We start from the raw sequence: 17788 nt of genomic DNA, 5'->3' as shown, positions 1-17788 counted from the left end.
TCATTACCAGGATGAAAAAGGTATTTAACTAGGTTTACAATGATTTATTAACTACCAATTCAAGAAATACATGTCAACAAACCCGATACTTTGCTTCCTGAATCAAAAAAAGATGGTTTTACATTTTCTCATCTTTGCTTTTTTATTTTCTTCTAAAATAACAGCCCAAAATGACACTATTTTTTTTGACAAGCACTGGAACAGAGAATCAAAAAAAGAACTTGCTGTTTATTATAGAATTTCTGATAAAGAAATTAAAACAGAAGATGCTTTAAATTATACTTCAAAGAAAAACGACTACGTTATTCCTTCTCAAATTTTCCCCGTTAAAGATTACTACATAAAAAACAATCAGTTACAGTTTCAAGGATATTTAACCGGTAAATATAGCCTGAATGAATACTCCTCGATAGGTGAAGCAAAATGGTATAGCGAAGATGGTCATCTTATTCAATCTAAAAATACCTCTCCACGCGAATATCGCAAAAAACTAATGGGACCCGTTAAATTTCCCACTGAACGAAACTCTTTCAGTAAAGAATCTGTAGACCTGAGCCCGGCTTTTTATACCTCATATTCAATTGCATTAAAAAGTCAATATACAGCTGGTCTGGAATTTTGCTTAGATTGCCAAAATGATAATAAACTGCTTCTTGGTTTAGGATATGGAATTATGCGCTACGATGACAAAACTTATGGCTTGCCAGATTTTCATTTTTCTTATAATCTCTCCGAGAAATGGCTTTTTGCAAAAGTTGGAGGCTCACACAGAAACGCCTACGCGATTGCCGGTCTCTCATTATTAAGCATCATGGATTTGGGAATTGGTTATTCTGTTCCATTCAATCAGGAAAATATTCCAGTAATAAAAGGCTTCACATTTGGAGCCACTATTAGATTCACTGATAATAAGAATCTCCGTTTAAATTTCAAATATTAATCTATTATTCTCTTACAATCTCAATTCTGCGTCTAATTTCATTCCCGGAAGCATCAATAACCGTAATATAATGTATTCCAGCTGTTGGCGTAATGGGCAATTCATGAAACGTTTTGGTCGTGGCTTTATACACATCATCAACATACCAGAATAATTCTTTATCTCTTTCAGAATACGCTACTTTTAAAATTACGGGCTGTACTTCGCTGTTAAAATTCTTAGTCAGGTAAATTTTGCTGTTTGCTTTTGGATAAATAAAATCCATTGTAGTGGTTTGCGTTCCTTCGCAGCCTTCTTTAAATGGTGGTAAAGGCAGATATTCGATGTGCTGACTTTTGTAATACCACGCCATTACAGGAGGCAGTACAAACCAGTTTTTTGTTACAATATTTTCTACACTTTCGCAGCTGCTGTTTACCTGAAATTGTTCTGTTTTATCTAAATGAATCGTTCTGTGATACGGGCAAACCTTTGTCGATTTTCCTTTTTTAGAAACCCATTGTTTGATTTTTGGACAGTTTTCTTTTGCTAAATAACCACTTAAACGGCAAACCTCAACTTCGGCCAGATCTTTATAAGGCGTATCAAACCATCTTTGTCTTGGCAGTAAATTAAAAACGTCGAATAAAATTGGCGCGGCGCTGGTAACTCCGGTTAAAGTTGGTCTTCCTTCTCCAGTTGCATTTCCAACCCAAATACCGACAACATATCTGGAATTTGTTCCAATTGCCCAGGCATCTCTATTCCCGAAACTTGTTCCTGTTTTCCAGGCAATTTTCAAGGAACTGTCATAAAACTTCCAGGCTTCGTCTCCTTCAGGCCTGTTAACTTCTTCCATTGCGTTATAAGTTAACCAAATTGATCCCGCGCCCAAAATACTCTTCTTGTCTGTTTCTGATCCAAAATCAGGCTTAAAATCATTTTTATAATTTAGTTCTGTAATCTCATTTGTTCGATATTTATCCTGATGCTTAGAGTAGTAATTTAATGTCGAAGATAAATTAGCGTAGGTTCGGCATAAATCCCACAAATTACTCTCGGCTCCGCCCAAAATAAGTGACAATCCATAATGATCCGGCGTTTTATTAATGTTCTTTAATTTAAATTTTTGCAGTTCTTCATAAAACTTGTTTACCGTAAATTCCTGAAGCATTAAAACCGCCGGAATATTCAACGAACGCGACAAAGCTCTATGAGCAGGGACCGCGCCATCAAAAGTGAGATTGAAATTTTGAGGCGTATATCCGGAAATCTGCGTTGGAATATCGGCCACTAAAGTATTGGGTAATAATTCGCCATCGTCTAACATTGCACCGTATAAAAGCGGTTTTAAGATACTTCCTGTACTTCTTGGCGCATCAATAATATCAACATCTTTTTGATGATCTTTGTCTGTTGGAGCATTCCCAACATAACTCATTACATTTCTATTCTGAACATCAATTACCAAAATAGCCAGATTATGAACTTCATTCTGTTTGTACTGATTGTAATAATACCTGGCGATTTGATTTACTCTGTTCTGCAGTGCGTAATCAATCGTGGTTTTTACTCTGGTTCCTTCTTCGTTTTTGGCTGTTCTCTGCAATAAATGCGGTGCAATCTGCGGCAGATCATACGGTTTTTGAGGCAAAGGTTCTTCTATCGAAAGCTCATAAGTCTGCTTGTCGATTACTCCTTCTTTATGCAATTTTAGCAAAAGCTGATTGCGTTTGTTGAGTAATTTTATCTGATTTTTTCCGGGGTAAATTAAACTTGGTGCATTGGGCAAAACCGCCAAAACTGCATTTTCTGCCCACGATAATTGATTGGACTGCACGCCAAAATAACGCCATGAAGCCATTTCAAGCCCTACAACATTTCCTCCAAATGGCGCATGGGCTGCATACATTTCGAGAATTTCATTTTTAGAATAACCCAACTCTAGTCTGGTTGCGAGAATAATTTCTATTATTTTTTCAAAATAGGTTCTGTTTTTTCCTTTTCGGGATAATCGGATTACTTGTTGGGTTAAAGTACTTCCTCCCCTAACCACTTTTCCTGCTTTTCTGTTTTGTTTAAAAGCATTTACCATGGCAACCGGATTAAATCCCGGATGTTTATAAAAGTATTCGTCTTCAAAATAAACAATACATTTTTTGAATTTATCCGGAACGCTGTCCTGTGCTGGAAAACGCCACTGCCCGTCGCGGGCAATTTTAGCTCCAAGTAATTCTCCTTCTTTACTTTCAATAACCGTCGAGTAAGGTTCTTTAAATAAAGTTCGGGGTATCGAAAAATAGTAAATCAGCAAGAGCACAAATGCAATTGCTGATTTTATTTTATTTCTTTTTATCCAGTTTATAATGCGTTGGAAAAACGCTATAAGTTTATTTTTCAAAGTATTTAAAGGTTTTAGCCCACGGATTGTACGGATGAAACGGGTTTTCGCAGAGTAATTTAAAAAGTATCTTTGTTAATCCGTTTCATCCGTACAATCCGTGGGCTATAAATTTACTTCACAACTTCAACCCAGAATCCTTTTGTTCTGGCTAAGAATGTATTATCATACATCGCTTCACATTGTAAGCCAGGCAAATAATAATTCCCTAGATAAGATGCGTTTAGCAGAATTCGGAAAACTTTGGTTTCTCTTGATTTCATTCCGAAGTAGAAATTCGTTCTATCGTCTCGAATATCGATATAATCTGCGATGTTATTTACTGCATCCCCATAATCTGTGAAACGCGTATTGACAATTTCGAATCCGGAAGGCAGAATTTGAGATAACGCCACATTTTGAACGCTTTCGCCTCTTTGGTTTTTAATGGTAACTTCGGCAATAAATTCTGTTCCCTGACTAATTCTCGAAACATTGATTATGCCTCCTTTTCTGTCTTTGAACACAATACTGGCCGAAACATCACTTTGAACCGCATTTTCTTGTCCTATTGGCAATATTCCGGTATTCAATACACGAACATAAACTGTATTCGCTTTATTATTTTTCAATGTGATACTATTTGTTCCGGAAGCGACAGACAAACTACGATCTGCAACCGATTTACTAGTGTTTATTGTTTCTCCTTTTCCATTTTTACTAAACTGTATATTGATTCCTTTCGGACCATTGCTGATGGCAAATTTCGACATCGAATACAAGCAATATGCAGTTGTCTGCGTGCTCATCCATTGATTGGCAGACATTTCTTTGGCTAATTTTGTTGCCATTGCAAATGCTTTTTGCGTTTGTCCTAAAAGCAGCATTGTTTCCAGCGCCATTGCTCTGTTTCTTTCGCTTGAACCATAATAGTAATAATTGTATCCGTCTGAATCGCCGTCAATACTTGTTTTTAGGAATAAACTTTGCCCAGCCGATTTTTGTCCGGCTAAAACATACGCAGCTGCCAAACGAAGTTTACTTTCGTTCGAAATACCTTTTGTTTCGCGAAGTCGGTTCATGGCAGATAAATCAGCATTTCCTGCTAAAGCCAAAGTATATAATCTATACGCCTGAGCCAGATCGTTACCATATTTTGGTTCAAATCGCCATTGTTTGGCTTCTTTTTGCTGATACGAAAGCCATTTTGATTTGAAATTAATTGGCAGTACATATCCTTTTTTCTCTGCTTCAATTAAGAAATGTCCAGCGTAAGAAGTTCCCCAATCATCTGCAATAGCATTTCCTTGCCAGTAAGGTAATCCTCCGTTTGATAACTGGAAATTACCCAATCTTGCAATTCCGGCTGTGATATTCTTTTGAATAATTTCTTTGCGTTTAGCATCAATATCAGCAACATCTCCTAAAAATAATTGCGGGAAAACCGATGATGTTGTCTGCTCTACACATCCATGCGGATACTGAATTAAAAATTGCATTCTTCCGTTCAAATTCATTGATGGCATAGACGAAACTTCTAATCTGGCTTTATTACTTCCAGCCACTCCAAATGTTTTCCACGAAAGTGTTTTAGAGCTGTTTGGAGCTAATATAACATCAGTAAAAGCACTCGTAACCGGATTTGGATTGGTCATATCGATTTCAACCTCATAAACCGATTTTTCACTTCCCGAAGTCGCGATAACCTGCACTTTTGCAATTCCGGTTACAGCGCCAACAACTAAATTGAAATAAGCCATTTTTTCATCTGGCTGTGCAAAATTCAATGTTTGAACAGCACTTCCAGCTACTTTTAATCCGTTACTGGTTTTTATCTGAATTGAAACGTTTTTAATCTTATTCTCAGTAGCAAATACAGTCACCGGAAGTGTCACTTTTTCTGATGGTGAAATTTTTCTTGGCAACGAAGCCAAAACCATTAACGGGCTCTTAACCTGAGTGGCTTTTTCTACGCTTCCGTAAGCACTTGTTGCAGCATCTCCGGCAACTACCATCGTCCTAACCGAACCAATGTATTTTGGTAATTTTAATTGATGTGATTTCGTTTCTCCTTTTCCTAATTTAAACGGACCGTAATACAATACAACCGGTTTAAAACGGTTTGCTTTTTTAGCTTTTCCGCCGCCTAAATCCTGATCCCCACCAATACTGAAAATCTGGTTTATTTTTCCGCCATAAGCGCCAATTACATCATCGTAAACATCCCAGGTTTTTACTCCAAGAGCTTCACGAACATAAAAACTATCCCATGCATTTGGTGTTTTAAAACGGGTTAAGTCTAAAAGTCCTTCATCAACAACCGCAATTGTATACGTCATTTCTCTGCCTGATTTCTCGCCAACTTTAACCGTAAATGGCTGTTCTGGTTTCAAGACATCTGGCATATTAATAGTTGGTGCCAAAATGGTATTTTTATCTACTACTTCAATTGGTACGATCCCGTACATACGAATTGGCGAATCGTTTTTGGTCGAAGCGTGAGGCTGTAATAATGTAATATTAAAATAAACATTTGGCGCCATTGCTCCCGTAATTGGAACTTCGACTTTTGTCTCGCCATTTTTAGTTTCTGCCCAAAGCGTCTGCACTACTCTTGAACCGTTTTCTATCGAAATCAAAGCACGTCCACCTTCACTTGATGGGAAAGATATTTGTGCTTTTTCTCCAACAGCATAATTTTTCTTATCCGTAGAGAAAACTAGCATATTGGCTGTAGAAGCATCTCTGTTACGTGTTTTTCCTGACCAGATTGGCCAATCGATATTTACGGTTAAAGCCGTGGCATGACCATCTTGCTGATCTGAAACCCTAATTAAGTAACGTCCCCATTCTTCATCGGTTAACGTAAATTGAATACTTCCTTTTCCGTTTGAATCCGTATTAACTATAAAAGTTTTATAGGAAGTTGTAGCATTCGAAGAATTATAATTAGATAAATTATCACTTGATGAATCCCACCACCAGCGCCAATCTACTTTAAAGACTTTTACTTCCAGATTTCTAACTGCTTTTGGTCTTCCGTTTTCATCAACCGTAACAATATCAAAACGATTTGCTGTTCTGGTTTCCAGCATACTGTATTTGTTTGGTTCAGGTGCTTTTAGCCCAACATAGGTTTTGTATGGCGAATAGGTTGTCGAAATAACATCGGTACTAAAATCACCGCCTTCTTCGTAAACTTTTGTAATAAACGAAGCACGCAGCATTCCAGGCGCCTGACCTTGCAATCTTGGCTGAATGTTTACAGATGCTTTTCCGCTTTCGTTTAATTTTCCTGAAAAAACATTGATTTCTTCGGTACTAAACTGACGAACCAAATCATCAAAAGTATATTTTTCATATCCTTTAAAAGTCGTAGTCTGCTGCGAGAACTTAGCCTGCATTTCTACATTCAGGTTCTTTGCAATTGCTCCGTGAAGCCAGGTTACTTCTATATTATCTGTATTTGGATATGATGATGAAAGTGTTTTTCTGGTAAACGTATTTTTGATTTTTAAACGATTTGGTTTAATCGTTTCTATTTTAACGCTTTTATAGAATCTTGCTCCTCCTACACTTACCATCGCTTCCCAATTTCCGGTTGGCGCGTCCTGATTGGTAGGAACCGTAAAGGCATAGTGATTTAAATCATTTGCTTTTTGAACCGTTTGATAAACTGTTTTTCCGTTAGGATCATTCAGTCTAAATTTAATTGGATGCGATTTTGGAAGTTTATTCGAAGCATCATTTAAAATAAAAGACAAATACAAATTATCTCCTGGACGCCAAACGCCTCTTTCTCCGTAAATAAATCCTTTTAAACCTTTTTGTAAAGTCTCTCCGGCAACATCAAAATTACTAACTGATAATGAAAGTCCGTCGTCAAGTTTCACATAAGTAGACTGATCACCCAAAGTAACAATCGCAAAATAAGCGAATTTATCCAATTGGAAAGAAGCAATTCCCTCGCTGCTTGTCGCTTCCGATGCTATTTTTTGTTGTTGAAAATTATATAAATCAACTCTTGCGTTTGATACTGGTTCTGTCGTAACGATATTATTTACGGCAAATAAATACGATTTATTTTCTCCTCTTTTGGCAATAACGCCTAAATCTGAAGCCAGAATATTGGTTGCAATTTTGGCATTATAATAATACGATCCTGTACACGGATCCTGACTTTCTCTCCAGTCGTAATCATCATAGTAATAATCGTCGTAAGAGTTACCGCTGTAGTTGACGTCATTTTCATCTACTTCTTCTTCCTCTGTTTCCTCCTGATCTCCGTCTGATGTTTCGCATTTATAAAGCGAATATTTCTTTTTATATTCAAATTCAACTCTGTAAATTGCTCCCGGCTCTGGTTTGATAATTTTAGATAAATCTAAAGCATACGTATTCCATTTGGTAAGATTTACGAGTGTGCTTTCTTTTAAATTAAGAGTCGTTTTCGCAATTGGCTGCGCTACTTTCTTGAGATTCTGCGCACCATTCAATTCATTGTACTGAAGAAACTGCAGAATATTGTTTTTGTAAATTTTATATACTTTTACATCAACAGCGCTTAAGTTTACGGCCTCAAAATTCAATTTCAGATTATTTGAACTTGGCAAGATTGTTCCGTTTTTAATAAAACGAACACTTGGTTTTATCTGATCAAAAGAGATTTTCTCTGTATAGTTGGCTTCCATTTTCTTGCCGTACTGGCTTTCAATTCCCTGGAAAACCTCCAAAAGCAATTCCCCTGTAATTACTTGTTCCGGTTCTTCTTCAGGAACAACTTCTACTATATCTTCAACCTGAGCAGTATCAACCACTACAGATGCCGAATCTACTGCAACTGCTGCAGAATCTACCGTTGCGGTAACAACTTCTTCTACAACTGGTGCCGGCTTTTCTTTTCTGGCTGCCGTTTCATTTGTAAAATATACCTTGAGTAAATTTCCTTGAGTAGAAAATTTCAAATTATTGGTATTTTGAATAGAAACCAATCCGGCAAAATCCTGACCTTTTTCTAATGGTTCAGAGAAATTAATTAAAACCGATTGATTGTTGCCATCCGGAACCTCAACTTTTACAATTTTAAATTCGTTGATGCTCGTAACAGGAAAATCGATTTGTCCTTTCTGATCGATATCAAAATCATTTCCATCATATATAATTTCTAGATTTGATGTTTCAGCATAACGTTGAATACTGTCGATTATAAAACGGAATTCTTTACCTGAACCCGTTGTTTTCTCAAATTTAATTTTAAGATTATTGCCTTTTTGTTTGGCTTCAACTAATTTTTTAGCTGTTTCAAGATCAATATTATCTGCTGTTTTTAAAACGCAATTTAAATACTGATATTCTTTACTGTACGACTGAATATCGCCAGTATTTATGGTAAAATCCTGTTTAACCGTTTTAACCGTAAAGTTGAATTTAGAAAGCTCCTTTTCTTTTTCTTTCGGAATTGCAGTCAGTTTATCTAAGTTTAAAGTAACCTGATATTCTGTTCCTGCTTTGAGTTTTTTCTCCGGAATAAATGCAATTGTATTGGTAGAAAGCGCTACAATTTTTCCGCGAACGTTTGGTGAAATATCAAACAAATCGTCATCTAATTCCTGATTGGGTTTCCAGTCGTTTTTATCGAAAGCCAAAACCACACGAATATCAGAATCCGAAGAAACAATCCCACCCGTAAAACTGGTGATATACTCTTTAAATAGTGAAAAATCTGAATTGAAATCTGCCGCCGATTTTCTGCCGCAGGACTGAAAAATAAAAAATACAAAAAATACGAGACTTAATCCTTTTACTTTCACTTTTATTAGAGTTAATGGTTAGCAAATTAGAAATGTAGCATGATTTACCGTTATAACGACAATATCAAACTACAAATTAAAGTAAGATAAATATAAAATATTTTCCTATTGCTTTAAGAAGAAAATTCTCTAATAATGATTATTTAACTTTTGTTGAAGTATTCAGACTATTATAAAGGTGTTTAGGAGCATATTCCAGCTGTCCACTATATCTTTTTACTGCTAAAGAAGCACTAAAAAGGATGCCGCTTTCTCCCGATAACTATCGGGAGGGCTAGGAAGTCATTTTCATAAGATTATTTACGTCTTTCAATAAAAAACCTTTTCATTAAATCTGCAGCTTCATTCGCCATAACTCCTGAAACCACGGTAGTTTTAGGATGAAGTTTTGTTCCCATAGTTATAAAACCCCGTTGTTCATCTCGGGCGCCAAAAACAATTTTCGAAATCTGACTCCAGTACAAAGCACCTGCACACATTTGGCAAGGTTCGAGAGTAACATACAAAGTACAATCTTTTAGATATTTACCCCCCAGAAAATTTGCTGCTGCGGTTATCGACTGCATTTCGGCATGAGCCGTAACATCATTAAGCAATTCGGTTAAATTATGACTTCTTGCAATTACTTTATCGGCAACGACAATTACAGCTCCAACAGGAATTTCGCCTTTTTCATAGGCCATTTCTGCTTCCTGTAAAGCTTTTTTCATAAAATATTCGTCGGTAAAAGGATTTATCATAATTGCAAAAATAGAACTTTACACTTTAATTTTTATTATATTTGAATTTAGATATGGAGCAAAAATTTAAATTAACGATTCCTAAGCCTTGTAACGAAAACTGGGACGAAATGATTCCGCAGGACAATGGTCGTTTTTGTCTGAACTGCTCTAAAACGGTTATTGACTTTAGTTCGTTATTGCCTGAAGAAATTCAGCATTTTTTTATTCAAAATCAAAATAAAAGAATTTGCGGAAGATTTAAGAATTCGCAATTAGAAACCATTACCATTCAAATTCCAAGTCGGGTTTTATATGCACAAACCAGTTATCATAAAATGTTTTTATTGGCTTTGTTTGTCGCCATGGGAACAACATTATTTAGTTGTCAAAATAAAGATGGAAACAAACATAAAATTGATAAAATAGAAGTTATTCAAGATACCGGAAACCGAAGAGATTCTACAAAGTTACCAGCGGCTAAAGATTCTTTACTCCAAAAATCGCAACCTTCAAAAATAACTTCAACAAATTTTGCTGCGGTATCTTATGTTACAAAAGGAGAAGTAATTGCAGTAGATCATAGTTCAGTTTCTGACCCTGTCGATTATGATGGTATTTTTAATTCCGCAAGTTTAGATACCTCACCCGTTCCGGAAAAGGGAATTGAAAATTTTTATAGCTTTATTAATGACAATTACGTTAACCCCAATAAAACAGAAAAAATTACGGGTAAAATTTACATTACCTTTATTATAGAAAAAGATGGTAGTCTGAGTACCTTCAAAATAATTAAAGATGCAGGATCCGGGACTGGCGAAGAAGCTGTCAGGGTTTTAAAAATAGCCCCAAAATGGATTCCTGGCCAATTAGACAATCATGTTGTTCGAACATTGTATGCTTTACCCATTTCACTTGAGCAATAATATGGATAGAAAATTTAAAATAACGATTCCTGAACCTTGTCACGAAAACTGGGACCAAATGACTCCGCAGGACAATGGTCGTTTTTGCATGAACTGCTCTAAAACGGTTATTGACTTTAGTTCGTTATTGCCTGAAGAAATTCAGCATTTTTTTATTCAAAATCAAAATAAAAGAATTTGCGGAAGATTTAAAAATTCGCAATTAGAAACCATTACCATCCAAATTCCAAGTCGGGTTTTATATACACAAACCAATTATCATAAAATGTTTTTATTGGCTTTGTTTGTCGCCATGGGAACAACATTGTTTAGTTGTCAGGATAAGGACGGAAACAAACACAAAATTAATAAAATCGAGATTGTAGATAATTCAGCTCAAAATCAAGAGGAAAGCGAAACAACTTCTTGGTGTTACGGTCATCAGATCGAATCTAAAAAAGAAAAACATTCTGAAAAACATGTTGGCAGCTTTACAACTGGAATGATAATGATGCATGAAAAGCCTTTAAGTTATGACATTATTTATAATTCAACTGATCTAGATGTTTTACCCGTTCCGGAAAAAGGAATGGAAAATTTTCTTGCCTTTTTTACCAAAAATTATAATACTTCAAAAACAGACAAAGAATTTAAAGGTAAATGTTCTATTATATTTGTTATCGAAAAAGACGGGAGTCTGAGTAATTTCAACATTGCTAAAAACACACCGAAAGAAATAGAAGAAGAAGCTATTAGAGTCTTAAAAACGGCGCCAAATTGGATTCCTGGAAAATTAAAAAACAAAATCGTTCGATCAACTTACGTTTTACCCATTACAATTAAGCAATGAACAATAAATACAAAATAACGATTACTGAACCTTGTCAGGAAAATTGGGACAATATGATCCCAAACGAAAACGGTCGTTTTTGTATGAATTGTGCTAAAACAGTTATTGATTTTAGCTTGATGCTTCCAGAAGAAATTCAGCATTTTTTTATTCAAAATCAAAATGAGAAAATTTGCGGAAGATTTAAAAATTCACAATTAGAAGCCATTACCATTCAGATACCAATTAAGGTTTTGTATACACAAACGAATTATCATAAAATGTTCTTACTTGCTTTGTTTATTGCTATGGGAACAACTTTATTTAGTTGTCAGGATAAAGAAGGAAACATAAATAAAATTGATAAAATAGAAATTGTTGAAGATTCTTCAAAAACAACTGTTAATGATAAACCATTAATAAACGACAGTTTAAACAAAAAATCATCTTTACCTAAAAAATCTAAATATAGAAGGTATGGAGTAACGGTAAACCTCCCCCCAGAAATGAGTATTGGAACATCAGGAGATTATAATTCAGCAGGTTACACATTAGGGGGTGCAGGACTTCTTTCATTCGCTCCCGATTATCCGGGCGGGTTTGAAAAATTTACGGAGTTTATTAAAAATGAATTTCAGATTCCTAAGAAAGCCAGACGCATTACGGGAGAAATTGAAGTTTCTTTTGTAATCAATAAGACTGGAACTTTAAATGAAATTAAGATTTTTGATAATATTGGTTATGAAACCGGAGAAGAAATGGTTAGAGTTTTACAAGAATCTAAAAAATGGATCCCTGGAATAACTGATGGAAAAGGAATTCCAACTTTTATTAGATTGAATATTGTTGTAGAAAAAGATAGCCTGAATACTGATAGAAGAAAAAGGAAACTTTCGAAAATAGTTTCAATTAATCGTGTTAACGAAAATGACAACCAAATAAGTCAAATAAACTAGATTTTAATCATGGAAAGAAATTTTAAAATAACAATTCCAAAACCTTGCCATGAAGACTGGAATAAAATGACTCCAAGCGATAATGGGCGTTTTTGTTTAAGTTGTTCTAAAACTGTTGTAGATTTCACAAGCATGTTACCAGATGAAGTACAGCATTTTTTCATTCAAAATCAAAATACCAATATTTGCGGAAGGTTTAAAAAATCTCAGTTAGACACGATAACAATTCAAATCCCGAGTCGCGTTCTTTATACACAGACACATTATCACAAAATGTTTTTACTGGCATTGTTTATTGCTATGGGAACGACTTTATTTAGCTGTGCTGATAAAGATGGAAATAAGAAAAAGATAGACAAAGTAGAAATTATTCAAAATGATCCTACGACAGAACATATTTCTGTTGGTGATACAAAAATTAGTAATTCAAACACCCCTCTTTTACCTCCTCCACCTCCACCAAAAATAGATCAGGTTAAATTTGTGAAGGGAAAAGCCAGAATTAAAAATGCAAAACTTGTAAAACCAGTCCCTATAAATTGCCCAGAGATTATTTATGAAGAATCTTTATCAAAAAGGAAAGATAAAATAGCTAAAGATTCTATAGTAGAGAATGAAATTTACTTTATGGGAGCGGCAATTGAAACAATGCCAAGCTTCCCTAATGGAGTTGATAATTTTTATCAATTATTTATAAACGAATTTAAACGACCGGAAGAAACTAAAAATTTAAATAATCGAATTATAGTTTCGTTTGTAATAGAAAAAGATGGTTCACTTTCATCTTTTGATTTTTCAAAAAATACAAACCCAGAAATAAAAACCGAAATAACGCGCGCCTTAAAAACATTACCCAATTGGGTACCTGGTACACAAAATGGAAAAAAAACAAGAACAAAATATAGTATGCCAATAGCATTTGAAAAAGACTCTTCTGAAAATTCAAAGCAATAAGTTTAAATTTAAAACCGTAAATTTGCTTTTTACCTTACAATGAAAAGCAACTTACTTTCCAATATATACAATCCAACTGATTTACGCTTATTAACCGAAGCGCAACTTCCTCAAATTGCGCAAGAATTGCGTCAGTTTATTATTGATGTTGTTTCTGTAAAAGAAGGCCATTTGGGCGCTAGTCTTGGTGTTATTGAATTGACAATTGCTTTACACTACGTTTTTAATACTCCTGAAGATTTATTGGTTTGGGATGTTGGACATCAGGCTTATGGACATAAAATCCTAACTGAGAGAAGAGAAATTTTTCATACCAACAGGCAAATTGATGGCATTTCAGGTTTCCCAAAAAGAAGCGAAAGTATTTACGATACTTTTGGCGTTGGGCATTCCTCCACTTCTATTTCTGCCGCACTCGGAATGGCAATTGCATCTCAATTAAAAGGCGATTTAGACAAACAGCATATTGCAGTAATTGGCGATGCCTCGATTGCTTCAGGAATGGCTTTTGAAGGTTTAAATCATGCCGGTGTTACAGATGCCAATTTACTGGTGATTCTAAATGATAATGCTATTGGAATTGACCCTAGCGTTGGTGCTCTAAAAAAATACCTAACTGCTGTAAAAGAAGGAAAAAATCCGAAGAAGAACAACATGATCAAATCTCTGAATTTTGATTATTCGGGGCCAATTGACGGTCATGACATTCCAACTTTAATTAAAGAATTAACCCGATTAAAAAATATAAAAGGACCAAAATTCCTTCATATTGTTACCACAAAAGGTAAGGGTTTGCAACAAGCCGAAGAAAATCAGGTAAAATATCATGCACCCGGGAAATTTGATGCTTCGACTGGAGAGATCATTTTAAAATCTGAAGATAATTTACCTCCAAAATATCAGGATGTTTTTGGATTGACGGTTTTAGATTTAGCCCGAAAAAATGAGAAAATTATCGGAATTACGCCTGCAATGCCATCTGGTAGTTCTTTAAAGTTCATGATGGATGAAATTCCGGAACGCGCTTTTGATGTGGGAATTGCCGAACAACATGCGGTAACACTTGCTGCCGGAATGACGACTCAGGGTATGATTGTGTATTGCACTATTTATTCTACTTTTTTACAACGTGCTTATGATCAGGTTATTCATGATGTAGCTTTACAAAATTTACCTGTTATTCTTTGTTTAGACAGAGCTGGTTTGGTTGGCGAAGATGGCGCAACGCATCATGGTGTTTTTGATATTGCCTATTTGCGCGCAATTCCTAATATGATTATCTATGCCCCGATCAACGAAATTGCGTTGCAAAACATTTTGTATACAGCTCAATTAGGATTAAATCATCCAATTGCGATTCGATATCCAAGAGGTCGCGGTGTCTTACCCAATTGGGAAGTAGAAAATTTCGGACATTATGAAAAAATTATTATAGGACAGGCTAGTCAATTAAAATCGGGAACAAAAACTGCGGTTTTATCTACCGGAACTATTGGAAATAATGTTATTTTAGCACTTAAAGAATGTAATAATTCTGAGACAATTGCACATTATGACTTTCCATTCATTAAACCATTACATATCAAATCCTTAAATAGCATTTTTACTAATTTTGAAAGGATTATAACTATAGAAGAAGGTACTGTAAACGGAGGTTTTGGAACGGCCATTTTAGAGTTTGCCGCATTACATAATTTTAAAAATAAGATAGAAATTTTAGGTGTTCCTGATGTGTTTATTGAACATGGAACTGCTAATCAATTACAACAATTATGCAAAATAGACGTTAAAAGTTTGGTAAATCTTTTCGAAAACGAGACAAAATAATTATTTTGCACTATTAAAAAACTAAATTCATAATGAAATTATTGCGTTCTACCCTTTTGCTTTTATTGCTTTTGTGTACCTCATATAACTTTGCTCAAATCATTCAAACGACTTTAGCGCCTAATCAGCTGCCTCCGCCACCATCTAATTGGACTAAGAAAAATCAGTTGGGGTTTGACATTTCTGAAATTGCTTTTGTGAACTGGAGCGCAGGGGGAACAAGTTCGATCTCAGGTTTGTTTAAAGGGGAATTTGGAAGAACTTATATAAAAGGAAATCATAAATGGGCGAACGAATTGATTATAAAATATGGTTTAAATAAACAAGACGGTACTGAACTTAGAAAAACGGATGATGCTGTTATGCTGAATTCTACTTACGGATTCAGAAAAGATACGATTTCGAATTGGTACTATTCTGCTAAATTTAATTTCAACACGCAATTTACAAATGGATATAATTACCCAAACAGGGATATAGCTATTTCGAAACCTTTTGCACCGGCTTATGTATTTTTAGGAGCTGGAGCTGAAAACTCAAATAAAAAGAAAAACAGAACTTTTTATTTCTCTCCAATTACGTTAAAAACAACTTTAGTATTAGATCAGGATTTAGCGAACCAGGGATCTTTTGGTGTTAAAAAAGCTATTTATGCGCCGGATCCGATGGATCCTAACAGCCAGATTATAGTTGAAAACGGACAGAAGGTAAAAGCCGAGTTTGGTATTTTATTAACTGGGTATATGAAAAATGAAATCTACAAAAACATATTCTACGAAAACAGATTAAGCTTATACACCGATTATCTGAACAAATTTGGGAATGTCGATATCGATTATGATACTCGCTTAGATCTTGTTGTAAATGCGTATGTAAAAGCGAATATCGGGATTCATTTAGTATATGATGATGATATCAAAACCAAAAAAGATGTTGTTGACCCTGCCACGGGATCTACATCTCAGGTAAACGACGGACCAAGAGCTCAGTTAAGACAGGTTTTAGGCGTTGGTCTTGTATACGCTTTTCAATAAAACAGTATCGCTTTTAAGTAAAAAAACACCCGATAGAAACAATTTCTATCGGGTGTTTTTTTATATCTAAGAGGAAATTTTTTGTTTAATTCTTCTTTCTTCCGTTAATGGTTTCGAATAATTCCAGCGCGTTTCCGTCTGTTAAAAGCGAAACATAATGGCAAATATGCAATAAGCGCTCGTATAAATTCTCTTTCTCTAATTGATGCTTTTCCGGCAACATTTTCAGAATCAATTTATCGTAGTTCGATGCAGTTCCTTCGTATTTATTATTAAAAGCGGTTATAAATTTATCCAATAAAGTCTGAATGATTTGATAACCCACAATTTCTTTTTCGATAACCTCGCGGCTTTGGTAGATTTTATCAACGCTTAAATTGATGATGTCATTCATCTGCGCTTTATATTTACTTTTATCTGTTAAGGCAAAAGGAAATTTTCCGGCCAGAATCGCTTCTTCATTCTCTATAAAAACATTTACAGCATCGTTGATTAACGTTCCTATTGCAAGCGCACGCAAATAACTGATTCTGTCTTCTTTTGTTGTTAAAGTCTTGTACTTGGCAACTCCAATATTGTCTTTTACCAGTTTTATCAGGTATTCTAAAGCATAATCTTCAGATACTAATCCTAAATTTATTCCGTCTTCAAAGTCGATAATAGTATAGCAAATATCATCTGCCGCTTCTACCAAATAAGCCAATGGATGTCTCTCAAAACCAACATCGTCCCCTGATTTATTGGCAATCATGCCCATATCTTTTGCGACTTCTTCAAAAAAGGTTTTATCAGTCTGGAAGAAACCGTATTTTTTATCTGCAATATCATTTGTTGGTTTTTTAGGTAAACTTTCTTTTGGATATTTCATAAAAGCACCTAAAGTAGCGTATGAAATCCTAAGTCCGCCTTCGATTCCCGGGCGACTTGCCGTAAGAACTGAAAAACCGTTTGCATTTCCTTCAAAATCAATTAAATCCTGCCATTGTTTGGCTGTTAACTGATCTTTGTATTGTAACCCGTTTCCTATCGAGAAATACTCTCCAATTGCTTTTTCACCAGAATGACCAAAAGGCGGATTCCCAATATCATGTGCCAAAGAAGCCGCAGCTACAATAGCACCAAAATCATTCATATGATAACCGTGGATTTCTTTTAAATGGGGATATTTTTCAATGATTTTTTTTCCCACTAAACGCCCCAAAGAACGTCCCACAACCGAAACTTCTAAACTATGTGTTAGCCTGGTGTGTACAAAATCTGTTTTTGAAAGCGGGATAACCTGAGTTTTATCCTGAAGTGATCGAAATGCAGCCGAAAAAATAATTCTATCATAATCTACCTCAAAACCCAGTCGGGTATCATCTTGTTCTACACGTAATCTCTTGCTTGTATCGCCTTGGCGTTTGAGTGATAAAAGTTGTTCCCAGTTCATTTTTGTATTTTAGATTTCAGATT

General features: G+C 35.1%; 11 protein-coding genes. 7 read left to right on the top strand and 4 right to left on the bottom strand.

Annotation, left to right across the window (positions count from 1 at the left end):
* Positions 1 to 112: 112 nt before the first annotated feature.
* Positions 113 to 940, top strand: a complete 828-nt coding sequence (locus L0669_RS07920) for a hypothetical protein (protein ID WP_263762590.1) — start codon at positions 113 to 115, stop codon at positions 938 to 940.
* Positions 941 to 944: 4 nt separating this feature from the next.
* On the opposite strand, the gene pbpC is transcribed toward L0669_RS07920, so the two are convergent.
* The 3 genes from pbpC to L0669_RS07905 all read right to left on the bottom strand — a co-directional run bounded on the left by pbpC (position 945) and on the right by L0669_RS07905 (position 9849).
* A complete protein-coding gene (gene pbpC, locus L0669_RS07915; RefSeq protein WP_263762588.1) occupies positions 945 to 3320 on the bottom strand; it encodes a penicillin-binding protein 1C in 2376 nt (791 codons plus the stop codon).
* A gap of 113 nt (positions 3321 to 3433) precedes the next feature.
* Positions 3434 to 9109: an alpha-2-macroglobulin family protein gene (locus L0669_RS07910; protein ID WP_263762586.1), complete on the bottom strand. Its 5676-nt coding sequence runs from the start codon at positions 9107 to 9109 to the stop codon at positions 3434 to 3436.
* Between the two features lie 296 nt (positions 9110 to 9405).
* Entirely contained in the window at positions 9406 to 9849 is a 444-nt protein-coding gene (locus L0669_RS07905; protein WP_263762584.1) for a nucleoside deaminase, read from the bottom strand.
* 53 nt (positions 9850 to 9902) lie between these two features.
* Between L0669_RS07905 and L0669_RS07900 the strand changes: the two genes are divergently transcribed.
* The 6 genes from L0669_RS07900 to L0669_RS07875 are packed head-to-tail and all read left to right on the top strand — an operon-like array spanning position 9903 to position 16333.
* A complete protein-coding gene (locus L0669_RS07900) occupies positions 9903 to 10754 on the top strand; it encodes an energy transducer TonB (RefSeq protein WP_263762582.1) in 852 nt (283 codons plus the stop codon).
* Between the two features lies 1 nt (position 10755).
* A complete protein-coding gene (locus L0669_RS07895) occupies positions 10756 to 11583 on the top strand; it encodes an energy transducer TonB (RefSeq protein WP_263762580.1) in 828 nt (275 codons plus the stop codon).
* Positions 11580 to 12518, top strand: a complete 939-nt coding sequence (locus L0669_RS07890; RefSeq protein ID WP_263762578.1) for an energy transducer TonB — start codon at positions 11580 to 11582, stop codon at positions 12516 to 12518. Before L0669_RS07895 ends, L0669_RS07890 begins: the two co-directional genes overlap by 4 nt.
* A gap of 9 nt (positions 12519 to 12527) precedes the next feature.
* A complete protein-coding gene (locus L0669_RS07885; protein WP_263762576.1) occupies positions 12528 to 13472 on the top strand; it encodes an energy transducer TonB in 945 nt (314 codons plus the stop codon).
* A 39-nt stretch (positions 13473 to 13511) separates the two neighbouring features.
* Positions 13512 to 15299: a 1-deoxy-D-xylulose-5-phosphate synthase gene (locus L0669_RS07880; RefSeq protein WP_263762574.1), complete on the top strand. Its 1788-nt coding sequence runs from the start codon at positions 13512 to 13514 to the stop codon at positions 15297 to 15299.
* Between the two features lie 32 nt (positions 15300 to 15331).
* Complete coding sequence (locus L0669_RS07875; RefSeq protein WP_263762572.1) at positions 15332 to 16333, top strand: DUF3078 domain-containing protein; 1002 nt, start codon at positions 15332 to 15334, stop codon at positions 16331 to 16333.
* Between the two features lie 85 nt (positions 16334 to 16418).
* Here L0669_RS07875 and L0669_RS07870 read toward each other — a convergent pair whose 3' ends face one another.
* A complete protein-coding gene (locus L0669_RS07870; protein ID WP_263762570.1) occupies positions 16419 to 17765 on the bottom strand; it encodes a deoxyguanosinetriphosphate triphosphohydrolase in 1347 nt (448 codons plus the stop codon).
* Positions 17766 to 17788 lie beyond the last annotated feature (23 nt).

This window comes from Flavobacterium bizetiae (assembly GCF_024271895.1).
Lineage (GTDB): Bacteria > Bacteroidota > Bacteroidia > Flavobacteriales > Flavobacteriaceae > Flavobacterium > Flavobacterium bizetiae.
This window is presented reverse-complemented; position numbering and strand designations above follow the sequence as displayed.

Excerpts from the sequence above, each read along its gene's own strand:
- L0669_RS07920 (WP_263762590.1), top strand. The coding sequence starts at position 113 with ATGGTTTTACATTTTCTCATCTTTGCTTTTTTATTTTCTTCTAAAATA.
- L0669_RS07905 (WP_263762584.1), bottom strand. The coding sequence starts at position 9,849 with ATGATAAATCCTTTTACCGACGAATATTTTATGAAAAAAGCTTTACAG.
- L0669_RS07900 (WP_263762582.1), top strand. The coding sequence starts at position 9,903 with ATGGAGCAAAAATTTAAATTAACGATTCCTAAGCCTTGTAACGAAAAC.
- L0669_RS07895 (WP_263762580.1), top strand. The coding sequence starts at position 10,756 with ATGGATAGAAAATTTAAAATAACGATTCCTGAACCTTGTCACGAAAAC.
- L0669_RS07890 (WP_263762578.1), top strand. The coding sequence starts at position 11,580 with ATGAACAATAAATACAAAATAACGATTACTGAACCTTGTCAGGAAAAT.
- L0669_RS07885 (WP_263762576.1), top strand. The coding sequence starts at position 12,528 with ATGGAAAGAAATTTTAAAATAACAATTCCAAAACCTTGCCATGAAGAC.
- L0669_RS07880 (WP_263762574.1), top strand. The coding sequence starts at position 13,512 with ATGAAAAGCAACTTACTTTCCAATATATACAATCCAACTGATTTACGC.
- L0669_RS07875 (WP_263762572.1), top strand. The coding sequence starts at position 15,332 with ATGAAATTATTGCGTTCTACCCTTTTGCTTTTATTGCTTTTGTGTACC.
- L0669_RS07870 (WP_263762570.1), bottom strand. The coding sequence starts at position 17,765 with ATGAACTGGGAACAACTTTTATCACTCAAACGCCAAGGCGATACAAGC.